Below are 20,766 nucleotides of genomic sequence, written 5' to 3'. Positions count from 1 at the left end.
TTTATCCCTTCGCCTCTGACAGAACGGCGCCAAGCGTGCGCTCGGTCAGGCTGATCTTGAACCTGTTCTGCTCGGTCGGGCGGGCATCGGCCAGCAGCGCCGATGTCATGGCGTGCGCGCCTTTCGGCAGTTCGGCTTCCGCAGCCTCGATGCGCCACGGTTTGTGGGCGACGCCGCCAACAGCGACCTTGCCACTACCATCGGGCTGAATGACGGCTGCGACAGATACCAGCGCAAACGCATAGGAGGCACGGTCACGAACCTTGCGGTAAATCTGCTTTCCGCCGACCGGCGATGGCAGAACAACGCTGGTGATGAACTCGCCGTGCTCCAGCGCGGATTCGATATGCGGGGTGTCGCCCGGCAGGCGATGGAAGTCGGCGATCGGGATTGTGCGCTTCGCACCGTCGGTCTTGACGGTTTCCACTACCGCGTCCAGAGCTCGCATCGCCACCGCCATGTCGCTTGGGTGGGTGGCTAGACAAGCCTCGCTCACACCGACCACACCAAGCTGGCGGGTAATCCCGCCAATGGCGGAACAGCCGCTGCCGGGGTTCCGCTTGTTGCAAGCCTGGTTGGGATCGTAGAAGTAGGGACAGCGCGTCCGCTGGAGCAGATTGCCGGCAGTCGTCGCCTTGTTGCGCAGTTGCCCTGATGCCCCTGCAACAAGCGCGCGGGACAGAAGCCCATAGTCGCGCCGGACCGTCCCATCCGCTGCGAGATCGGTGTTGCGGACCAGCGCGCCGATACGCAAGCCGTCATCCTGCGTTTTCTCGATCGTATCGAGGCCGAGGCCATTCACATCAATGAGATGCGAAGGCTTTTCGATCTCAAGCTTCATCAGGTCAAGAAGATTGGTACCGCCGGCGATGAACTTTGCATCAGGATTTTGCGCTGCCGCGCCTGCCGCAGCCTCGACCGACGAGGCCCTTTCATAGGTAAACGCTCTCATGCCGGCTCTCCTGCAACTTCTTGGATCGCATCCAGAATGTTCGAGTATGCTCCGCACCGACAGAGGTTGCCGCTCATGCGTTCGCGGATTTCATCGGAGGTAACGGTGGCGTTCTGCGTGAGACTTTCTGTGACGTGGCTTGGAATGTTGGCCTTGATCTCCTCAAGCACCGCCACGGAGGAACAGATCTGTCCTGGCGTACAGTAACCGCATTGAAATCCATCATGCTTGACGAATGCGGCCTGCATCGGATGAAGATTGCCGGGTTGGCCGAGGCCTTCGATGGTGGTGATCGTGTCGCCCTCATGCATGACAGCGAGTGACAGACATGAATTGATGCGGCGACCATCAACAATCACTGTGCAGGCGCCACACTGGCCGTGGTCGCAGCCTTTCTTCGTTCCCGTCAAATGCAAGTGCTCTCGCAATGCGTCGAGCAGCGTGGTGCGATTGTCCAAGGTCAGATGCTGTGTCTCTCCGTTGACCTCGAAGGCCACGTCCGTTGTGTTCTGCAAGGCTTTTCCCCTTGTGTCTGCCGCCCGTACACCCGTCGCGGCTCCAGCGACCGCTACTGTCGCGGCCGAGGACACAAGCAGTTCTCTTCGGGAAAGTTCCAATTGAATTGGTGTTTGCATCGCAACCTCCTGGCTAATGGCATCTTCATATGAGTTGAGACAGCCTCGACGTCGAAGTCAGATAGAGCCTTAATCGAGCGAGATTACCCCTGCAAAACCGCATGCACCTATTAGCGTAGCGCATGAATACGCTTCGGCCTTGCAGCCTGCGCAGAGAGAAACTGTCGTCCGCAAACTTGATAGAGCGCAAGAATGCTTCGCCGGTGGATGCACGAGGCAGGACAATACTACCAGCAGATATGCCGACCCACCGATCATGCCCTTCATGGACGCATTGGTCATCGCAAGCTGGTCGGATCAATAATTTCGCGCGCGGTGCACGGCATCATAGCAATTGGCAAGGCGAGGATGACACTGAATGGCAAATTGATTAGTCCGTCTCCGAGTGACCTGATCCCGGTGCGGCATCCCAGAGCGGCTCGATACATCATACCCGTCTTTTGACACGGCAGTGGAAGGCGGATCCGGTCGCGGGACTGGTTTTCTGATATCTGCAAATTGGCTATTTATTGCGGCAATCACAGGGTATTTGTCGAAGCGACCCCACCTCTGTTGTAGTCTGTTCATTGAAGGCACGTCAGAGCCACCATATTTGTGCTCCATGAGCGATTGTGAAGACACTAACATTGAACTTCTAGCCACCTGGTCGCTTTCTCCGGCGGTGACGCTTGGATCTGCAGTACGTGCCAAAGGCATTTTGCAAGAAATCCAGGCTCGGCTTCCTGCCACGGCGAGAAAAGCAGTTGTCCTTGACGGAAACGCGATCAGGCTTGTGATGTCTGCGGCGGAGAAGACGGCTTTCACAAGGGCGGCGGCCATTGCTTCCAGCATTGTGGCAGAAGCTGAGGCCCTTCCCATTATTCCGCGCGAGATACAGGACATCCTCGCAATCACAGCCAGCGAGCGGCGTCGATGGCTGGCAGATGGACGCTTGGTCAGTGCCGGTACGAGAACCGTTCGCCTTGCCGGCCGCGCTCGCCAGATCACGTTTCATGTGTTCAATCCAAAAGTGGTGGAAGACCTCCTTGATCGGGGGGCAGTCGATGAGTGGCGGGTCGAGGATGCCGAAGCGACGGCCGAGAAGCGCCAACGAGCTGCTTACGAAACAAGACTCAAGCGGCAGTCAAAGAAAAATGAAAAAGCAAAAAGCAAAGCGGTCACTTTCGTGAACGAGGATACCGATCATCTTTCAGGCTGGGCAGATTTCGACCGCGACGGACTTCTCAAATAAGCGATATCGTTGAAGAAATGCTTGGCGATCACCAAGGCGATGAAGCGTAGGAACAACCACGCAGTTGTTTCGGTTACGACCTAGTCAATTTGCAAAGGACGGAGAAGGATGTCGATCGCTCGTATACGCGTCATTGATCTAGAGACCGGCGGCAATGGAGCGAATGATGTCTGCGAACTAGGCTGGCAAGATGTCGTTTTGTGCGACGATGGTGATTGGGTGGTCAACGAGGAAAGAGGTGCAGTGTTCGTCAATCCCGGCCGCCCGATTTCTCCTGACATGATGGCGATCCATCATATCCTCAATGAACAGGTCGCCGATGCACCCTACTGGAAAGATATCGCACCGACAGTTCTACGTCCTGGCGGAGGGATGAGTGCTCTGGCTGCGCATCGCGCGGCCTTCGAACAGCGATATTGTACCCCGCGGCTTACAGGCGGCGTACCATGGATATGCACATGGAAATGTGCGCTCCGTGTTTGGCCGGAACTACCGCGTTTCTCCAATCAGATGCTACGTTACCAGCGGATGCCAGAAGGCCTCGTTCACGAGATTGGGCTTCCGGCGCATCGAGCCATGCCGGATGCCTATGTGACGGCCCATCACTTGCGAGATCTGCTCAATGCCGCGTCGCTAAAGCAACTATTGGCATGGAGCGCTGAGCCAGGTCTTCTCCCGCGGGTGCCCACGGGATTGCATCGCGGAAAAGGATGGGACCGCCTAACCACGGATGTGCTGAACGCATTTCTGCAAGATCGGGACATCGACGTACGCTTCACTGCCCAAACCGAGCTGTCGAAAAGAGGAGAGATTGAGCACCAAGACCATATCGAGCCGCTCCAGAAGGCATTTTTGTAATGGGGAAAGCCTTATCCCGAGACGCTGGATTGACGCTATTTCGTTGTTCGTTGCAGGCTATGGCGCAGAACCAACCCAACGCTTGAGGCTCAAACCAGAGACAAATTCGCAAGGGAGTTATCGTCAGGAAGACGAGCTGTAAGGTCAGCGGAGGGCGACCCGGAGGACTTGGCCCAGGCGCGCCGGCGCGTAGACAAAGCGAAGGTCGCGCTCGGTGAGCGTAGCCCTGTCTGGTGGAAGGATGGCGACCCCGACCTCAGTCGCCATCTTGTCAAAACACGATTTTCACGAATTGGATCCGCCGACTTCGCCGCGTCTTGAGCGAGACGGGCATCTCGCAAACCAATACCGCTTGTCACTTGTCGGCGGCCGGCCAGTCGTCGGCAGGCTCATCAAGGACGATCTCTGACGGCGCATCAGCCGGATCCGGATCGCTCGCGTTGGCTACCTTTAGCTCTTCAATCGTCTTGGTCATTTCGGCAAAAACGTCCGACTGCTTTGCACCTGCCGTAACCGCACGATCGACCAGTTGCTCCAGGTCGTCTGAAATTCGTCCACGCCAATCATCCATATTGCTTTCCTTTGACCATTTATCTTGGGTGAGCCACGGCAGTTTTCGACCAATATTACAGGCCCGACACCCTCATGGCTCCGAGATCACCCATGCTGCGCTGGACTGCGGCTAAGCGGTCTGCGGCGATATCGACCGACACTTCAATATCGCCCATGATCGGTGCGTCCGTCCGCACATCTCCTGAAGATGAAACGTCTCCACCCGACGGCACTGAACCGGCCGAGTTTTCATCATTCGCTGACTGAACGAAAATATCCGGTCGAGGGATCCCATGTTTCTGGACCAGATGCTCGACGGCAAGATTAGCTGCCTCGCGGGTTTCAAATATCGCGCGGACTGTGGTGGTACTGCTGTCAGACATAGTCTCGCTCCTTGGTGGTGATTTAGGGTGAACTAGCGACACCAGCATTGGTTTCGGTAATTTCCAGATTGAATGTCTTCGCGGCTCACTCTCGCAGTAGGCCAGCACTTTTCGCGGCAATCCTGAAAGCCGCGGCGGCGCTATCGCCTGGAATTGCACCTGAGACTGCCCGGAGGCATACTTTTTTAGCGGTACCTACATCGGGCCCGCCTTTGGGAAAGTCGATAGCCAAGGACGCGACGGCCTCTCGGGTATTCCTGATGCATTTCAGATCACCCGCAGCGCCTGTTTTGATCTCTACGGGGTGTTCCCAAAGTTCAGTCATGATTCTTCCAGTGCGGAGGCGTTTTAACAGAATGCGATCAGTCGATCACAGACACGAGTCTACCCATAACCCGAGCAGTCATCAGATTGTTCCCGCCTCATTCTCGCTCGCGGAGCAAGGAGCCTGGTGCTCAGTTTGAACTCAAGCATGAGTCATCGCGGAACATTGTCGGTGCGAGATGTTTTCCTCTCGACAAGTATTCGTTCTCGCCAGTCCAATGCGCGATTGGCCCGTAGTCATCTCATGCCCCTTCTGGAGCTTTTTGTAGCAGACTACATCAGCAACCCAGATGGCTAAGGCCCTGCGGGAGGCTGAGGATCGCTGAAATCGATTGCTCGCATTTACGGCGAGAGAAAGTCGTCAGCCGCTTTCCTGGAGACGGTTGCCCAGCAGAACAAACCGGGCGGCTACATGTGTGTTCCTTGCGCTTGGCCGAAGCCGACGAACTATCACCCCTTCGAATTCTGTGAGAACGGCGCAAAGGCGATGATGTGAGAGCTTACAAACGCCCCTGCACGCCCGACGTTTGGAATGGGCATACCGCGACGGAACTTAAATCGTGGAAGGAATATGTTGTACGCCATCGATCACCATGACGAGTTATCGAAAACGCCAGCGGCTAAGCATCCCTGTTAGGGTCGTCGCGTGATGAGATGCATTGAGAGGTGGGTTTAACCTACCCGACGGTCGCTGCATCAATCGCAGCGCGTCAAAGAAAGAGGCCCCGCAAAAGCGAGGCCTCATTCCCTTGACTTTTACGGCCACTACATCCGTGTCGGCGGAAGGCCATAATAATCGTCGATCCGTCGATCGTTCGCACGATACCAGGAGTCGTCATCCAGATCAGCATAGCGCGGCGCGCCGGTGATCTGGTCCTTGGTGAGGTCAATCCGATAGCCATCGAGACCTTCGTCATAGGTCAGCTTTTCCCAAGGCAGTGGATAGTAATCATCACCGATCCCCAGGAAGCCACCGAAGCTAAGCACCGCGTAGGCCACTTGTCCACCCTGCTTCTCCAAGAGAAGACGCTGGATAGAGCCGATACGCTTTCCGTCGGCGCCATAGACCTTCGTGCCTTCGACCTTGTCGCTTGCGATCAATGAGAGTGTATCCTTGACGTAAGGATCCTGACCGGTCACGCGATTTTCCTGATTCAGCATATTTGCCTCCTCTTCGTTGGTTTCAGGTACGTGGAAGAAACGACAGGACTGAAGCGTTTGTTCCGAGCAAATCGGTTCAGGTCGACGTTCGCTCAGCCCTGTGACCATTTGCGGACCGCGACATATCTGCAGCCAGTTGCTCGTGCGATCAGAATTGTTTCCCAAGCCATCGCGACGATGCTCAATGCGACCGGCCACCCCTGACCAAGCCAGATGGCATCGACAATGAGGAATGTGATCAAGGTTCCGGCGTAAGGCGATTGCGAGGGATTTTATCGATCGTCCTTTCAATTGGCTGTGCATCTACGGAACGCAAAATGGATTGAGGGTTGTCCGGTACCGCACTATCGCAGAATGCGACGTCACCAGGTGGAACATTTGTCAGCATCAATGCTTAGCATCGTCAGTCCCAAGCAGCGGATAAACGCCGCGGCGTCCCAATGAGGTTGAGAGCGCTATGACATACGACCCAAATTTCAGGTCACCCGCACGCGGTGAGGACCTGGGAACCAAGGAACCGGGCATTTCTGTACCGGCTGAAAGCTCGTCGACGTTAGTTTCCGGTCCGGCTGACACTTCGGATGCGCCACGTGTCGATCAGGCGCTGAGTTCCGTTCTTGAACATCGTAATGACCCTTATGTTGAGCCTAGGGAGACACTGTCGGCACTGCAAGAAGAGGTCGGTAGTTTTCGGTATCGCGCATCGGACGAAGTACGCTTTCAGATTCGCAAGAATCCCTGGCAGTCAGTCGGGATTGCGGTCTTCGTCGGATTCCTGTTCGGGATCACCCGATAGGCCCACACTCAAGGGGGTGGCGCCGACTGGAGCTCGATGGCGAGATAAAGCATGTCAGCGTTCCTGGTACGCTGGCGTACGGGAACCGTTCACTCGCACCGAACATTCCACGCTGTCATCGGTGCGGCGCGCGGTCCGCACCTCTTGCAACATCTAAAAACGATGGAGGACGATATGGCAAACGCCAAAACTCTCGACGACCTGTTTCTGGATACGCTGAAAGATATTTACTTTGCAGAGAAGCAGATCCTGAAGGCACTGCCGAAGATGGCGCGTGCGTCGCAGTCCGAGGAAGGCAAGGAAGGTTTTCTCCACCATCGCGAGGAAACACAGGGCCAGATCGAGCGCCTCGAACAGGTGTTCGAGCTCCTCGGCAAGTCGGCACGCGGCAAGACCTGCGAAGCCATCCAGGGCATCATCGCCGAAGGCGAAGAGATCATCGAGGAATTCAAGGGATCCTCGGCGCTTGATGCTGGTCTCATCTCGTCTGCGCAGGCTGTCGAACATTATGAGATCGCGCGTTACGGCACCCTCATTGAGTGGGCCAAGCAGCTCGGCCTGAAGGATGCGGTTCCGCTCCTCGAGCAAAACTTGTCGGAAGAAGTGGCGACCGACAAAAAGTTGACGGCACTGGCAAAAGCTTCCGCCAACGACAAGGGCAAGGAAGCTGCCTGATTAACTGAAATGACGAGAGGCCGCCCGTAAGGCGGCCTTTTTCTGTTTCATAAACCTGAGGACGGGCAAATGGCCAAGAAGACTCAATCATCAACCGATCACGTAGCTATCCACGATCAGAAACCTTCGCGCGGTAACGGCGGCGAGCTTCATCAGACAGCCGAAGATGGCTTCGACGTGCTGACGACATCGCAAGGCGCTCCGGTTGCCGACGATCAGAACACATTGCGTGTGGGTCCTCGTGGCCCGGCGTTGATGGAAGACTTCCACTTCAGGGAGAAGATTTTTCATTTCGACCATGAGCGCATTCCCGAGCGCGTCGTTCATGCACGCGGCTATGGTGCGCACGGCTATTTCGAAACGTATGAATCCCTTGCCAAATATACCCAGGCAGACGTGTTTCAGCGTGCTGGCGAAAAGACACCGGTCTTCGTCCGCTTCTCGACGGTTGCCGGCAACAAGGGGTCGGCAGACCTTGCGCGCGACGTCCGCGGCTTTGCCGTCAAGATGTATACCAAGGAAGGGAATTGGGATCTGGTCGGTAACAACATTCCCGTCTTTTTCATTCAGGATGCGATCAAGTTCCCCGATCTCATCCACGCCGCCAAGCAGGAGCCCGATCGTGCCTTCCCGCAAGCCCAGACGGCACACGACAACTTTTGGGACTTCATAAGTCTCACGCCTGAAAGCATGAACATGGTCATGTGGATCATGTCGGACCGCACCATCCCCAGATCGCTACGCTTTATGGAAGGTTTTGGCGTCCATACTTTCCGGTTCATCAACGAGAAGGATCAGTCCACTTTCGTGAAGTTCCATTGGAAGCCGAAGCTTGGACTGCAGTCTGTCGCTTGGAACGAGGCGGTAAAGATCAATGGTGCGGATCCAGATTTCCATCGCCGGGATCTTTGGCAGGCCATCCAGTCTGGCAACTTCCCGGAATGGGAGCTCGGTGTTCAGCTCTTCGATCAGGATTTTGCAGACAACTTTGATTTTGACATCCTCGACCCGACGAAGATCATCCCGGAAGAGGTTCTGCCTGTGAAGCCGATCGGACGGCTGGTGCTGGACCGCATGCCGGACAATTTCTTTGCTGAGACGGAGCAGGTCGCGTTCATGACCCAGAATGTGCCGCCGGGAATTGGGTTCAGTAACGATCCTTTGCTGCAGGGCCGCAACTTCTCTTATCTCGACACCCAACTGAAGCGGCTGGGTGGTCCGAACTTCACCCATCTGCCGATTAATGCCCCAAAGTGTCCCTTCGCGCATTTCCAGCAGGACGGCCATATGGCAATGCGCAATCCGGTCGGTCGGGTGAACTATGAGCCGAACTCGTTCGGTGAAGGTCCGCGCGAAAGCAAAACTCGCGGCTACAGGCATTTTCCGGCGGAAGAAGCCGGCACCAAGGTTCAACTTCGCCCTGAAAGTTTTGCGGATCACTACAGCCAAGCGCGACAGTTCTTCATCAGCCAGACACCTCCAGAACAACGTCATATCATCATGGCGCTCACCTTTGAGCTCAGCAAGGTCGAGACAGTCGCGATCCGCGAGCGCATGGTTTCCCATCTGATCAACATCGATGAAACGCTCGCATCCGAGGTCGCTCATCGGTTGGGAATGGCCGCCATGCCGAAGCCAGCAACGGCAGCAGTACCAACACGACAGGATCTCGAGCCGTCCCCGGCGCTCAGTATCGTCGAGCGCGGACCGAAGCGCTTTGAGGGCCGCAAACTCGGCATCCTCGTGACCGATGGTGTCGATGCGAAACTGTTGAAGGCTCTGACGAGCGCCATCTTGAAGGAAAAGGGCCTCGTCGAGCTTATCGCACCAAAGGTTGGCGGCGTGAGAGCTTCCGACGGAAGCTTCATCGAGGCGCACCATATGATCGATGGTGGCCCCTCGGTGCTTTTCGATGCTGTTGCACTCCTCCCGTCTGAGGCAGGTGTCGAAGATCTGCTCAAAGAGGCGACAGCACGGGATTTCGTCGCGGACGCGTTCCAGCATTGCAAGTTCATCGGCTACAGCGATGTCGCCCTGCCATTGCTTGAGAAAGCCGGTATCGCAAAGGACATTGACGAAGGTCTTCTGGAAATCTCCGACGGCACGACTTTGACAAGTTTTGTCGAAGAGCTTGGCAAACTTCGCGTCTGGGGACGTGAGCCGTCAGTGAAGCTCGGCTCGGCATCGGCAACCGCAGCATAAACACAGTCATCGGCGCGGGTCATAAGCTCGCGCCGACATCTTTGACGTCGACATCGCTACAGTGATGGCCGCCAGATTCGCCGCAAAGGCTCCAGGCGTCGCATTTCCCTAGTGCTCACGTCCTATGCGAGCCACGCGTGACGGGAGAAATCCGCTGCTGCGTTTGTCCGGCATCGTACCCTTAACCCACTTTTCTCTTTCGTCAGGAACCCACCTAGAAAAGCTGACGTTCTCCGCCCGCTGTTCTTTGGGAGGTGTCGCGCCGAGGTATTAATCACCCTTCGCGGCTCTAACGGGATCAGCAGTTCGAGAATGACAGCAACTGGCTGGCGAGGATGTCTTCGCTTTCCTGCAGGGAGGTTAAAATGGACGAAAATCGTGAGGAATGGACTGCCCGTCGGGCTTACGAGCTGTGGGAGCAGGCTGGACAGCCTGAGGGTCAAGAGCATGAGCATTGGTCCCAGGCCAGCGCCGAATGGGATGCTCGACCGAACGCAGTCTAGCCTGAACGCCCATCTTGGGACGACGAAGAGTAATTCAAATCTAGGCGTGTAGGCGGGTGATCGACCTCACTCGCCTTGCATGTGCATTTCTACTTAAGCTGAATATTTCAACCTTGGTGCAGCCGAAGCACGTCGCGAAATTTGACGGTATCCACGACAGCGCCGCTCTCGTCGGTCAGCTCAAAGGATTGCCCATCGATCTCTTCTCCATTCAGCACGCGCTGGGACAAAAGCTCGCGAGCCGAGCGCACGGCTTCCGTACGTGCGGTTTGGACGTCCTGAAACTCGGCACCCTCCGGATCCCTGGACAATCGATCTCCTTCGCGAATATGGAAATAAAGTCGGATCATTTATCACTCCCTTGTAGCTCCTGCATAACTTGACAGAGCCTCATAGGTTTCCCGCGAACCTTTTGTTTTTATGGATATCTCAGTTTGCCGCGCTAGCTAGCTGGTTAGACCGAAACCGGGCAGCGGAGCTGATCATGAGCTGGACGACGAATAGGATCCTATCGATGCTCTCTCGGACGATGTCGCCACACGTTTGAGGCCTCATCTTGAACCTGTCGAGTTGCAGCAGGGCGAGCACTTGTTTGAATCCGATCAGCAGCTACGCCACGTTTTCTTTTTCGAAGGGGGACTGTCGTCGGAAATCGCTGGCGGTTACGGTGGCAAGACGATCGAAGTCGGCTGCGTGGGTCTGGAGGGTTTTTCGAGTGTTCCAGCCGTACTCGGTGTAGACAGCACGCCTCACTTCGCCTTCATGCAATGTGGAGGTCCCGCATTGAGGATCGAAGTCGAGGCTCTTCGCTCCGCGATGGAAGCGTGTGGGTCGCTGCGCGAGCTTCTTACACGCTATGCCCACGTGTTCCTGATACAAGTCGCCACAACCGCCCTCGCCGATGGTCGTTATGGTGTCGAGAAGAGGCTTGCCCGCTGGATCCTGATGGGCCGTGACCGCATCGGATACGAGTTGCCGCTCACACATGACTTTCTGGCACTGATGCTCGGCGTCCGCCGCCCAAGTGTCACGGACGCACTCCATCGTCTGGAAGGCAAGCACGCGATCAAGGCAGAGCGCGGTCTCATCCTCATCAAGGACGTCGAAAAACTGAAAGAGTTTGCCAGCCCAATCTATGGCATAGCAGAGAAGGAATACGATCAGCATATCCGGCATGACTGGCGCTATTAGCCCGGCTCCAGACCAGGAGCCGAGCTCAACGTCGCGATCGATTAGCCGTGGGGACGGATCACGACCTTCACGCATCCATCGGCCTTGTCCCGAAACGTCTTGTAGGCTTCTGGCCCCTCTTCGAGACCGATGCGATGCGTGATGAGAAAAGACGGGTCGATCTTGCCCTCGGTGATCAGATCCATCAGCGGCTCGAGATATTTCTGAACGTGGGTCTGCCCGGTCTTGAGGGTCAACCCCTTGCCGACAACCGCCCCAAGCGGCGCCGGCACGGCCGGACCGATGAAGACACCTGGAAGGGATACCGTTCCACCCGGACGACACGCCAGGATAGCTTGGCTTAAGGCGTATGGCCGCTCGGTTGCCGACAGCTTCGTTTGCATCGTCTCCATCAAACCGCCGGCACCATGGCTCTCCAGTCCGACGGCTTCGATCACCGCATCAGGTCCCTTCCCACCGGTCATGTCGACAATACGTTGCTGCAGGTCCTCATCAGCATAGTCCAGTGTCTCCGCGCTCGCCCCTTGCGCAAGCGCCAGGCGTTCTGGCACGGTGTCGATTGCAATCACCCGCTCGGCGCCCAGCAGGAACGCTGACTTGATCGCGAACAAACCAACGGGCCCACAACCGAAAACGGCGACCGTCTGTCCCGGTTGGATGTTGCAGTTTTCGGCGGCCATGTAACCCGTCGGGAAAATATCGGACAGAAACGCACCTGCTCGTCGCTCAAGCCCTCAGGCACCTTGATCGGGCCGACGTCGGCATAGGGTACGCGCAGATATTCGGCTTGGCCGCCCGGAAAACGTCCGTACATTTCGGAGTAGCCAAACAGACCGGCGGTAGGATAGCCGATCTGTTTTGCTTGCATGGCACCGTTCGGATTTGATCGCTCGCAAAGCGAAAACTGACCCCACTGGCATTGACGGCATTCACCGCATGAGATGGTGAAGGGTACGACCACGCGGTCACCAACCTTAAGTTTGGAATTCCCGCGGCCAACTTCGACGACCTCGCCCATTGTTTCGTGGCCCATGACATCACCATGGTGCATGCCTGGCACGAAGCCGCCGTAAAGATGGAGGTCAGAGCCGCAAATGGCGCAACTTGTAACCCTGATGATCGCATCGCGGTCATCCTCGATAACAGGATCGTCTACCTGTTCGCAGCGAATGTCGCCGCTTCCATCCCAAGTCAGCGCCTTCATATCTGTTCCTTCCGAATGATCAGCGGGGCCGCAAAAGCTATGAGCGGCACGAAAAGAAAACGGCCGCTTGGAGGCGGCCGCTGGAGGGAGATTATTTATCGAGATCCTGAGCCATTTGGTAATGATGCTCTAGGGCCGGCAGCGTCTTTCCCGCCCACGCCTTGAGGTCGGCATTCTCGCCCTCTTCCGCGTAACGCTTGAACAGATCGACGGCGTCCTCGTGTGCTTCGACCTGGTCATCGATATACTCTTCGTTGAATTCGTCACCATCGAGCTTGGCGAGCTCGTCGATCTCTTCCTTGAAATCCTCGGTCAGCGTTGCAACAGGGTTGCCCTGCACCTTGCCGGAAGCGAGCAGCGCCTTGAGCTCTGCGGTGGTCTTCTCGTGATCGGTGACCATCTGCTGTGCGAACGCCTTCGTCGCGTCATTTCCCTTTTGCAGCGCAAGCTTGCTGGACTCGATCTCGAAGACGTCGCTGGCTGAGGCCTCCATGATGAAATCTTCGGTTTTCGGTGCGACACCAAGAGCGGAGTTCACGCCGGTCGACTCCGTCGCCGACTGCGCGAAAGCGCCGCCAGCGCAAAGGAGGAGGCTTGCCGTGAGAAGGACATGTTTCATTTGCGTATTCCCTGGAACCTGGTCTTCCTGAGTGAAGATCCTCAAACAGAACGACGCCGTTCGCTCGCAGTTCCGGGAGAAACGAGTGATAGTCAGCTTCGTACGGCAACGTACGAAACGTGAGCGCCTAACCGTTTCGCTCTAATTGGTAGGTCTGCAGCAACGGCGGTACCGCGTCGCGATAGGCGTTAAACGCGAGCTCGGCCTTGAGAAAGCCCTCAATCCCAAACCAGCCAAGCTCCGAATGCTCGTGTCCCAGCAAACGCGCAGTCCGCCGTCCCAGAGAGGTACCCTGAAAATATGGAAGGGCGACTTCTTCTTCCGATCGTCGTCTTCATAGAGCGTGGCCACGTGATCAAAGGCGCGGGGCGTCAATCCCACCTCTTCCTGGCATTCTCGCACCAGCGCAACATCGAGCCCCTCACCCTTTTCGACATGACCGCCGACCAGATCCCACTTGTTCGCAGACCATTTTCGATGGGCTGCGCGCCTCGCAAGAAGCACTCGTCCATCGTCGATAAACGCTGCACACACAATCTCTGCCATCAGCAAACCTTCCTAAACACCATGCCGACAGGGAACCCCTGGCCGGTGGCCGATGTTCCACGCTGGCAATGACAACAGTGGGGATTTGTATGAGTAAGCCTGTGGGCGCAATCAAAGAGATCTGGCGCTATCCCATATCCTCGATCGGTGGTGAGGGGCTGGATGCGGCTTCGGTCGGCGACGATGGGATCGAGGGAGATCGCACGCACCTCCTGGTCGATCTCGATATCGGCGAGGTCGCTTCACCGGAAACGACACCACGTTGGCGCCCTGCCCTGATGCTGTCGGCATGTCGAACGGGCAATGAGGTGCTAGTCTCATCACCTATATGGAAAATGAAGCCGATCGGTCCCAGCCTCGACGCTGCACTAAGCGAACTCATGGGATTTCGATGCGGCGTTCGGCCCAAAGGGTCTTCCCTCGAAAATGACGGATCAGCAGCCAATTATTTGCAACCGAGGTATGACCTTGCGTCACTCCACTTCCTGACTACCAAAAGCCTTACAGATCTGGCATCGCTCACCCCAGGCAGCCAGATAGACCGCCGACGGTTCAGGCCTAACGTCGTATTAGAGACCGAAAGTTTTGAGGAGGATTGGCTGGGTCGGAGCTGGGCCTGTGGCGGTGTCAAGGGGAACATCACCGAAAGGACCAAGCGGTGCGGCATGACAATGGTGGCACAGCCGGGATTGCCTGAAGAACCGGAAATTCTGCGGACAATCGTCAGGCAGCGCGCCCGATGCCTTGGCGTTTATGCCTCCGTTGCACGGGCTGGGAAGCTTTCGCTCGGCGACAAGTTTGTGCTTTCCTGACCCAGCGCCGTAATCAGAGGATTGCCTGCAAACTCCGTCGACGTTATGATCGCCTTCGAGACGATCTCCCCCATATCGCGGGCGCTGGTTATACCCTGGATGAAAGGTAGCTTGTGCAGCAAGAAAGGGACGGAAACACAATAGAGGTTTCTTGAGACGGGCTGATCAATGATGGGCCGAAATGCGTGGTCGACATCAATCCCACCGGTACGTCTCAGACTTGCGGACATCTCTGCTGACGTTTCCGTCGCCGCTTCCTTGACCAAGCCCCGACGTTTCAGGCTTGGGAACGGCAGATCGGAGGCAGAGGCCGCATGCTGCCCCGTCGCATCGATAAACGCCGCATAATAGGTCTGGCGCCCTTCGACAGTGACCGTCACGCCTGGACGACTCTCCGAACGATCGATCTCGTAATCGGTGCCAAGCGCCATGATGTCGAGCGCTCCGGCGTTGTAGAGCGCAAGCAGGCGCTCGACGGATGCATGGGGGACCGTGGCATAGTCATCGACAAAGACGGTCTTGAAATGCTTATGGAAGCGCTTAAGATCCTCGTCATTCAAATACGGAACGGCGCGGGCTATCACCTCGTGCATGCGAAGGATCGTGTACCGCCACTGAACCGTGATCTTCTCCGCCTTGTTCTTCTTTGCCTCGGCGAGGTTTCTGGCCGCTGCGATGAACTGGTCCATTGCTTCCCGTTTGCGAAAGTATCGCTCAGCAATGTCTTCGATCGTTGCAAGCCCCAGGCCAATCGATGAGGCGTAGTCCGGGTCGGCCGCCCCGAGCTCGGCTTTGAATAACTCGAACACATTGTCCAATAACCCTGCCGGTCCCCGCGAGATAGCGGCATCGACGGCCTCCGGCGTGCAAAACTGGAGAGCTTCGTAGGGTATCGGGCAGAAGAAGTCTGCTTCCGGCAAGAGCCCTTTCCGAGACATCATTGTCATGTGAAGCCCATGGGTAGTCGGCTGGTAAGCAAGCTGCCCGCGCTCATTGCGCAGGAAGATCCCATGAGCGGTAGCAACGGTGACAGCAGCATCGATGCCGCTGAGTGACGTTCCAAGAATACCGACCTCGACTGGCTCGATCCGCTTGATCGCGCTAGCGGGCCAAGGCGAGATAAAGTAGCCCGGCGTTACCTCGGTGCTTTCCGGCCAATCATGACCAGTCGCCATGACGACATGGTCGAAGTTTTCCGTGCTTTCCGGTTCATCGCCTTGGCGTGCGGCCAGCGCGACATGAGATTTCTCCAGTCGAATATCGGTTATCTTGGTGTTCGCCCGAATTGCGACGGTATGGCCGCGGGCCTTCGCTTGATCCACCAGCTTCCAGAATTGAGCTGCCAGAAACTCTCCGAGCACCACGCGGGGATAAAATTCGCGCTCACCGATGCTCGACCGCTCGAGGCCTAGCTGCTGCAGGTCTGCATCAGAATGTCCACTCAGCCACTCGATGAGGGTATCGATGATGCGAGGGATTTCGATGCTCGCGATGTTGGCTAGCATAGCCTTATCATTGACCGCCGGATGATAGGGCGTGCCCTTCCCGGGATCTGGTAGCTCTTCGAACACGGTGATCGTCAGCGGTTGGTGAGAGGCTACGAGGCCCTTGAAGGTGTAGATGCCGGTGGGACCGGAACCAATGATGGCGATACGTGTCATGAGGCTCGGTGAGCTCGTTTTGAGGGAAGGCCGGACAAAACGGCCTAACGTCTGACAGGTTCCAGATCAGGTCAATAACTGTGCGGTATCGTACAGGCCGCTGATACTCCGTGGTCGAGGGGCGCCTCGTGACTCAAATATTCCCAGCGATTAACGCCTCCGAGTTGATCCGCCAAAAATACGTCGCACACCAACCAGGAACCTTCGCCCGGCGTGACGGTTCTCCTGAGGTCACACGAACCAAGACACCACCTTAACTCAGACGCCGGCGCGCCAAACCTTTGTGCGCGACATGTGGCGCGTTTCAAACTGCCGCCCGTCTTGATCGTCTATAGAAAACGGAGATTAGCATGACCTTGGAAGGCAAGAATATCGCAATCCTGCTGGCGCCCCGTGGCACTGAAGAACCGGAATTCGTTGAGCCGAAGCACGCTGTCGAAGCGGCTGGCGCTTTGGTTACTGTGATCGGCGTAGAAGCCGGCGAGGTCCAAACGGTCAATAACGATCTTGATCCGGGTTCAAGCTTCATCATCGAGAAGTCCGTCGCCGAAGTCTCGGCGTCTGATTTCGATGGCTTGGTCATCCCGGGCGGCAGTGTTGGAGCGGACACACTGCGTGGAAACGAGCAGATCGTGTCCTTCGTGCATGACTTTTTCGCTCAACAGAAGCCCGTGGGCGTTATCTGCCATGGTCCTTGGATCCTTGTAGAAGCAGGCGTGGTGAGAGGGCGCACGCTGACGTCTTACCCGACTGTGTCGACCGACATCCGCAACGCCGGCGGTGCCTGGGTCGATAAGGAAGTCGTAACGGACAAGGGATTGGTCACCAGTCGCAACCCGGATGACTTGCCGGCTTTCTGCGCCAAGATCATCGAGGAATTTGCCGAAGGCCGTCATCCGGCACAGGCGCGCAGCGCATAGTCGCGACGTTTGCGGGCGCCGCGAGGTGTCCGCTTTTCCAATTCTTTCTGAAGGAGGAAACATGACCAACTATCCAACACCGCCATTTAATACACCACGCCAGGACATGCCTGGCACGACGGTAGCGATGTCTCCCCTGCCCGATCATGGCGAAGAAAGCTATCGAGGCTCTGGCCGCCTGACCGGCAAGAAGGCCGTAATCACTGGCGGCGACAGTGGCATCGGGCGTGCCGTCGCGATTGCCTTCGCCCGCGAAGGCGCCGATGTCCTGATCTCATATCTGGACGAAGACGAGGATGCTGAGGAAACAAAATCGTGGGTCGAGAAGGCCGGCCGCAAGGCAATTCTTGTACCCGGGGACATTCAGTACGCCCCACACTGCAAAGAAATCATCGACACAGCGGTCTCTCAGCTCGGCGGCATCGATATCCTTGTCAATAATGCCGCGCACCAGGCGAGCTTCAGCGATATCGGGGACATTTCGGACGAAGAGTGGGAAGGGACTTTCCGCACCAACATCCATGCAATGTTCTACCTGACAAAGGCCGCCGTGCCGCACATGAAACCCGGTGGCGCGATCATCAATACAACTTCGATCAACGCCGATAGTCCAAGTCCGCATCTGCTCGCATATGCCACAACGAAAGGTGCCATTCAGAATTTCACAGCGGGACTGGCACAGATGCTGGCCGAAAAGGGTATTCGCGCCAATTCGGTCGCACCTGGTCCAATCTGGACGCCGCTCATCCCGTCGACCATGCCGGATGAGAACGTCAAGAATTTCGGCAAGCAGGTACCGATGCAACGGCCCGGCCAGCCCGCTGAACTCGCAACCGCCTACGTCATGCTGGCCGATCCGCTGTCGAGCTACGTGTCGGGAGCAACGATCGCAGTTACCGGCGGCAAGCCGATCATTTGATGCGGAAACCTCAAACAAAGGAGAAAGCACATGGCAAAGCCACAGGATGATGCAAAAGGCCAGTAAGCGTCTTCGCAGGCAGATACTCACGCGACTGGCGTCCACAGCGCGAAGCCGACTGTCGTAACGGCTTCAGAAGACGCGACCGTCCATCGGACGCCGCCGGGTTAAAAGAAGGAAAAGGATTTCGATCTGGATTACGAACCGATGCAAACAGGTGGCAAGTCCGTGGCCTCAAGTTGACCTGGAAGTCTAGTCGAGGAGTTCGGCATGACCGATGTAAAGGAATTTTCGATCAGCAGTAATGGCGACCGCTGGTCTCTCGAAGTGGTCGACGGCGATATGTCTGTCCTCCATAAGGCAAACGAGGCATCAGGAGGCCATGAAACCCGCGCCCCGCTTGGCGCCTTTCTCGAAGAACGTGTCGGCAGACCGGAACATACTGCCTTGCTTCAGGTGCTTGGCCAATCCTCGGATGAAGCCAAAAACCGGTCGAAATCCGAAGAGGTGGAAACGCCATCCTTGCGAATCGCCACTGAGTATCTTCGGCTTGGCGGCCGTCGGCGGGCGAAGGTCGATGACAATATCGTAAGTTCGCGCTCTTGGGAAAATGCCCCCTCAGCAGCGGAGGCGTTCGGGCGCGAGCACGTCGCACATCTACCTGAGAAGGAGCAGCGCGACATCATTATCCACCTGCCATCTATAAGCGATCGATAGACCTGAAAGGAGACAGCATGGGCAAAAATAAAGATCTCGGTAGCGATGCTGGCAGAAGCGATCCGGATACCGCCGATCGGGACAGAGAAGAACTCAGGCGGCGTGCCGAGCGCAACATTGAACGTTCGGGAGGGAAACAGCCTCCAGACGATGAACATCCAGCGAGAAAATGGGAGAATGATGGTGGTGAACGAGCTGTTCATCAAGCCGCCTCTACACCGTAAAGGATCTGCATCACTCGGCGCAGCAGTGGCAATTCCGGATCATCAATCCTGTAACGTAGATTTCGGCTATGATCGGAGAGCCAAAATCAAACTGCATCATCTGTCTTCACACAGACCGTCTGCTCGCATTCGCATCTTCGGCTAGCACCAGGCTCGCCGGGGGTGAGCCCCTGTCGTCACCTCCTATAATCGCCGACACATAAGCGAGGGCATTCTTCATGCCGTTCATCGTATAGGGCTTTTCGATTGCTCCGAGGGCACCGGCAAAATCTTCCGGTATCCGCTTGATGTTTCCGCTGACGAAGACGTACGGAATGCCGGCAGCCGCCAGCTCGCGCCCCACGTCGATCCCGGTCGGACCGTCCATCAAGTGAATGTCGACGAACGCGAAGTCGGGCTTCGAGGCACCGATCTGTTCGCGTGCCTGGGCGCTGTTCATGGCAAGACCTGTCACTTGATGGCCTGCCATCTCCACTTCGCTCTCAAGTTCCATGGCAAGCAGCATTTCGTCTTCGACGATCATGACTTTCAATGCGCATTCTCCTGGTGGTCGCCAACGAGCAGCACCACATCGACGACCGTCTTTCGGCCATCCTGTTTCCGTTCAATTTCAGCGCCCAACTGCAACGCCGATGCTTCAAGCAACCTTTTGCCGAGCTCAGCGCTCTCGCTATTCGGCTCGACCGGTTCCGACGTGTCTTCGACACGGATCAGGAAATGACCGTTCAGGCGCCGCACGACAACATGGATGTCGCCGCCGCCATCGCTCAAACCACGGCGAACGGCATCCCCGACCAGTTCGTTGACGATCAGGGACAGCGGCGTTGCCTTGACGGCCGGCACGAGAAGCGGGGAGAGATCCAGAGATAACCGGATGTCCTTGCGACCGGTGGCATCGACCAGATCGGTCACAAGCTCTCGGGTAAATTCCGACATGTCGAATTTGGAGACGTCGTCGAGAGTGAACAGCTTGCGTTGCACCGTGCTGAGCGCTTCGATGCGATTGAGGACAGACATCAGTGTATGCCTCTGCCGATCGTCTTTGGTGACGCGCGCCTGCATTTTGACAATCGAGGCCATCGTCAGCAGGTTGTTCTTCACCCGATGATCGACCTCGTGGACGAGCAGTGTGCGGGCATCCAGCGCCGCGCGAAGTTTCGCAGTATGCTTCGCGACCTCTCCCTCGGCTTGATGGCGAGCAGCGGCAAGGTCCGCTTCCCGGCTCTTGACCGTTGTGAAATCAAGCTGGGACGCAAAGAAGTAGATGATTTTTTCCGCTTCGTCCCGCACGGGGCTGATAAAGACGGCGTTCCAGAAGGTGCTGCCGTCCTTGCGGTAGTTCAGAATGTCGACTGCCACATCCTGGCCGGCGGCAATGTGGTCACGAATTTTAGCGACAGTCTTCCGGTCCGTCTCGGGGCCTTGCAGAAAGCGGCAATTCCGGCCGATCACTTCGTCGTCGCTGTAGCCGGTCAACCTCCTGAACGCCTCATTGCAAAAAATGATCGGATTATCGGGTTGACTGGGATCCGTGACAATCATCGGCATGCGTGTGGCTTTGAACGCCGCCGCGAATGGGTCCTCGCTCACATGTCCGGCGACCAGGCGATCGCCGGCGTTGCGCGCGTCATGTCGATTTTGATCCTTATCCTGCATAGGGGCCCTGATTAAGTTACGTCAC

At 56.8% G+C, this 20,766-nt stretch carries 23 protein-coding genes and 1 pseudogene; 11 read left to right on the top strand and 13 right to left on the bottom strand.

Annotation, left to right across the window (positions count from 1 at the left end):
• Position 1: 1 nt before the first annotated feature.
• The gene (locus tag JNB91_RS23700; RefSeq protein ID WP_220327943.1) at positions 2 to 952 is read right to left on the bottom strand and encodes an FAD binding domain-containing protein; all 951 of its coding nucleotides are present in this window, start codon (positions 950 to 952) and stop codon (positions 2 to 4) included.
• Complete coding sequence (paoA, locus tag JNB91_RS23695) at positions 949 to 1,587, bottom strand: aldehyde dehydrogenase iron-sulfur subunit PaoA (RefSeq protein WP_220327942.1); 639 nt, start codon at positions 1,585 to 1,587, stop codon at positions 949 to 951. Before paoA ends, JNB91_RS23700 begins: the two co-directional genes overlap by 4 nt.
• 601 nt (positions 1,588 to 2,188) lie before the next feature.
• Between paoA and JNB91_RS23690 the strand changes: the two genes are divergently transcribed.
• Positions 2,189 to 2,818, top strand: a complete 630-nt coding sequence (locus JNB91_RS23690) for a hypothetical protein (RefSeq protein WP_220327941.1) — start codon at positions 2,189 to 2,191, stop codon at positions 2,816 to 2,818.
• A 108-nt stretch (positions 2,819 to 2,926) separates the two neighbouring features.
• Positions 2,927 to 3,676: an exonuclease domain-containing protein gene (locus tag JNB91_RS23685; RefSeq protein ID WP_220327940.1), complete on the top strand. Its 750-nt coding sequence runs from the start codon at positions 2,927 to 2,929 to the stop codon at positions 3,674 to 3,676.
• Positions 3,677 to 4,031: 355 nt separating this feature from the next.
• On the opposite strand, the gene JNB91_RS23680 is transcribed toward JNB91_RS23685, so the two are convergent.
• The 4 genes from JNB91_RS23680 to JNB91_RS23665 all read right to left on the bottom strand — a co-directional run bounded on the left by JNB91_RS23680 (position 4,032) and on the right by JNB91_RS23665 (position 6,096).
• Positions 4,032 to 4,247, bottom strand: coding sequence for a hypothetical protein (locus JNB91_RS23680; RefSeq protein ID WP_220327939.1), 216 nt, complete (start codon positions 4,245 to 4,247; stop codon positions 4,032 to 4,034).
• Between the two features lie 55 nt (positions 4,248 to 4,302).
• The gene (locus tag JNB91_RS23675) at positions 4,303 to 4,611 is read right to left on the bottom strand and encodes a hypothetical protein (RefSeq protein WP_220327938.1); all 309 of its coding nucleotides are present in this window, start codon (positions 4,609 to 4,611) and stop codon (positions 4,303 to 4,305) included.
• A gap of 85 nt (positions 4,612 to 4,696) precedes the next feature.
• Positions 4,697 to 4,936, bottom strand: coding sequence for a DUF982 domain-containing protein (locus tag JNB91_RS31740; RefSeq protein ID WP_220327937.1), 240 nt, complete (start codon positions 4,934 to 4,936; stop codon positions 4,697 to 4,699).
• A gap of 764 nt (positions 4,937 to 5,700) precedes the next feature.
• On the bottom strand, positions 5,701 to 6,096 hold the full coding sequence (locus tag JNB91_RS23665) for a PRC-barrel domain-containing protein (RefSeq protein WP_220327936.1): 396 nt from the start codon (positions 6,094 to 6,096) through the stop codon (positions 5,701 to 5,703).
• A 970-nt stretch (positions 6,097 to 7,066) separates the two neighbouring features.
• Here JNB91_RS23665 and JNB91_RS23660 point away from each other — a divergent pair.
• The 3 genes from JNB91_RS23660 to JNB91_RS23650 all read left to right on the top strand — a co-directional run bounded on the left by JNB91_RS23660 (position 7,067) and on the right by JNB91_RS23650 (position 10,272).
• Positions 7,067 to 7,567 (top strand): YciE/YciF ferroxidase family protein, encoded by a 501-nt coding sequence (locus JNB91_RS23660; protein ID WP_220327935.1) that lies wholly within the window; start codon positions 7,067 to 7,069, stop codon positions 7,565 to 7,567.
• Between the two features lie 69 nt (positions 7,568 to 7,636).
• Positions 7,637 to 9,769 (top strand): catalase, encoded by a 2,133-nt coding sequence (gene katE, locus JNB91_RS23655; RefSeq protein WP_220327934.1) that lies wholly within the window; start codon positions 7,637 to 7,639, stop codon positions 9,767 to 9,769.
• Between the two features lie 335 nt (positions 9,770 to 10,104).
• A complete protein-coding gene (locus tag JNB91_RS23650) occupies positions 10,105 to 10,272 on the top strand; it encodes a DUF2934 domain-containing protein (protein ID WP_346269388.1) in 168 nt (55 codons plus the stop codon).
• Positions 10,273 to 10,379: 107 nt separating this feature from the next.
• On the opposite strand, the gene JNB91_RS23645 is transcribed toward JNB91_RS23650, so the two are convergent.
• On the bottom strand, positions 10,380 to 10,622 hold the full coding sequence (locus tag JNB91_RS23645) for a DUF6894 family protein (protein WP_220327932.1): 243 nt from the start codon (positions 10,620 to 10,622) through the stop codon (positions 10,380 to 10,382).
• 238 nt (positions 10,623 to 10,860) lie between these two features.
• Here JNB91_RS23645 and JNB91_RS23640 point away from each other — a divergent pair, with 238 nt between their 5' ends.
• On the top strand, positions 10,861 to 11,463 hold the full coding sequence (locus JNB91_RS23640; RefSeq protein WP_223218346.1) for a Crp/Fnr family transcriptional regulator: 603 nt from the start codon (positions 10,861 to 10,863) through the stop codon (positions 11,461 to 11,463).
• A gap of 41 nt (positions 11,464 to 11,504) precedes the next feature.
• Here JNB91_RS23640 and JNB91_RS23635 read toward each other — a convergent pair.
• The 3 genes and pseudogenes from JNB91_RS23635 to JNB91_RS31735 form a co-directional block, all read right to left on the bottom strand.
• Positions 11,505 to 12,667, bottom strand: a pseudogene (locus JNB91_RS23635) (zinc-dependent alcohol dehydrogenase).
• Positions 12,668 to 12,758: 91 nt separating this feature from the next.
• Positions 12,759 to 13,286: a DUF4142 domain-containing protein gene (locus tag JNB91_RS23630; protein ID WP_220327931.1), complete on the bottom strand. Its 528-nt coding sequence runs from the start codon at positions 13,284 to 13,286 to the stop codon at positions 12,759 to 12,761.
• Between the two features lie 141 nt (positions 13,287 to 13,427).
• A complete protein-coding gene (locus tag JNB91_RS31735) occupies positions 13,428 to 13,832 on the bottom strand; it encodes an NUDIX domain-containing protein (RefSeq protein WP_220327930.1) in 405 nt (134 codons plus the stop codon).
• A gap of 89 nt (positions 13,833 to 13,921) precedes the next feature.
• Here JNB91_RS31735 and JNB91_RS23620 point away from each other — a divergent pair, with 89 nt between their 5' ends.
• Complete coding sequence (locus JNB91_RS23620) at positions 13,922 to 14,644, top strand: MOSC domain-containing protein (protein ID WP_220327929.1); 723 nt, start codon at positions 13,922 to 13,924, stop codon at positions 14,642 to 14,644.
• Here the strand turns inward: JNB91_RS23620 and JNB91_RS23615 are convergent.
• The gene (locus JNB91_RS23615; protein WP_220327928.1) at positions 14,584 to 16,305 is read right to left on the bottom strand and encodes an FAD/NAD(P)-binding protein; all 1,722 of its coding nucleotides are present in this window, start codon (positions 16,303 to 16,305) and stop codon (positions 14,584 to 14,586) included. The two genes, JNB91_RS23620 and JNB91_RS23615, sit on opposite strands and share 61 nt — an antisense overlap.
• A 350-nt stretch (positions 16,306 to 16,655) precedes the next feature.
• Between JNB91_RS23615 and JNB91_RS23610 the strand changes: the two genes are divergently transcribed.
• From JNB91_RS23610 to JNB91_RS23595, 4 genes are all read left to right on the top strand, one after another.
• Complete coding sequence (locus JNB91_RS23610) at positions 16,656 to 17,225, top strand: type 1 glutamine amidotransferase domain-containing protein (protein WP_220327927.1); 570 nt, start codon at positions 16,656 to 16,658, stop codon at positions 17,223 to 17,225.
• Between the two features lie 61 nt (positions 17,226 to 17,286).
• Positions 17,287 to 18,144 (top strand): SDR family oxidoreductase, encoded by an 858-nt coding sequence (locus tag JNB91_RS23605; RefSeq protein ID WP_220327960.1) that lies wholly within the window; start codon positions 17,287 to 17,289, stop codon positions 18,142 to 18,144.
• Between the two features lie 270 nt (positions 18,145 to 18,414).
• On the top strand, positions 18,415 to 18,861 hold the full coding sequence (locus JNB91_RS30880) for a hypothetical protein (protein ID WP_223218345.1): 447 nt from the start codon (positions 18,415 to 18,417) through the stop codon (positions 18,859 to 18,861).
• A gap of 17 nt (positions 18,862 to 18,878) precedes the next feature.
• On the top strand, positions 18,879 to 19,085 hold the full coding sequence (locus JNB91_RS23595; protein ID WP_220327926.1) for a hypothetical protein: 207 nt from the start codon (positions 18,879 to 18,881) through the stop codon (positions 19,083 to 19,085).
• A gap of 106 nt (positions 19,086 to 19,191) precedes the next feature.
• On the opposite strand, the gene JNB91_RS23590 is transcribed toward JNB91_RS23595, so the two are convergent.
• Positions 19,192 to 19,617 carry a response regulator gene (locus JNB91_RS23590; protein ID WP_220327925.1) on the bottom strand — a complete coding sequence of 142 codons (426 nt, stop codon included), beginning with the start codon at positions 19,615 to 19,617 and terminating at the stop codon, positions 19,192 to 19,194.
• Positions 19,614 to 20,741, bottom strand: a complete 1,128-nt coding sequence (locus JNB91_RS23585) for a PAS domain-containing protein (protein ID WP_220327924.1) — start codon at positions 20,739 to 20,741, stop codon at positions 19,614 to 19,616. The genes JNB91_RS23590 and JNB91_RS23585 overlap by 4 nt, the downstream gene beginning before the upstream one ends.
• Positions 20,742 to 20,766 lie beyond the last annotated feature (25 nt).

Origin of the sequence: Aliirhizobium wenxiniae (genome assembly GCF_019511445.1) — a bacterium.
Classification (GTDB): domain Bacteria; phylum Pseudomonadota; class Alphaproteobacteria; order Rhizobiales; family Rhizobiaceae; genus Neorhizobium; species Neorhizobium wenxiniae_A.
This window is presented reverse-complemented; position numbering and strand designations above follow the sequence as displayed.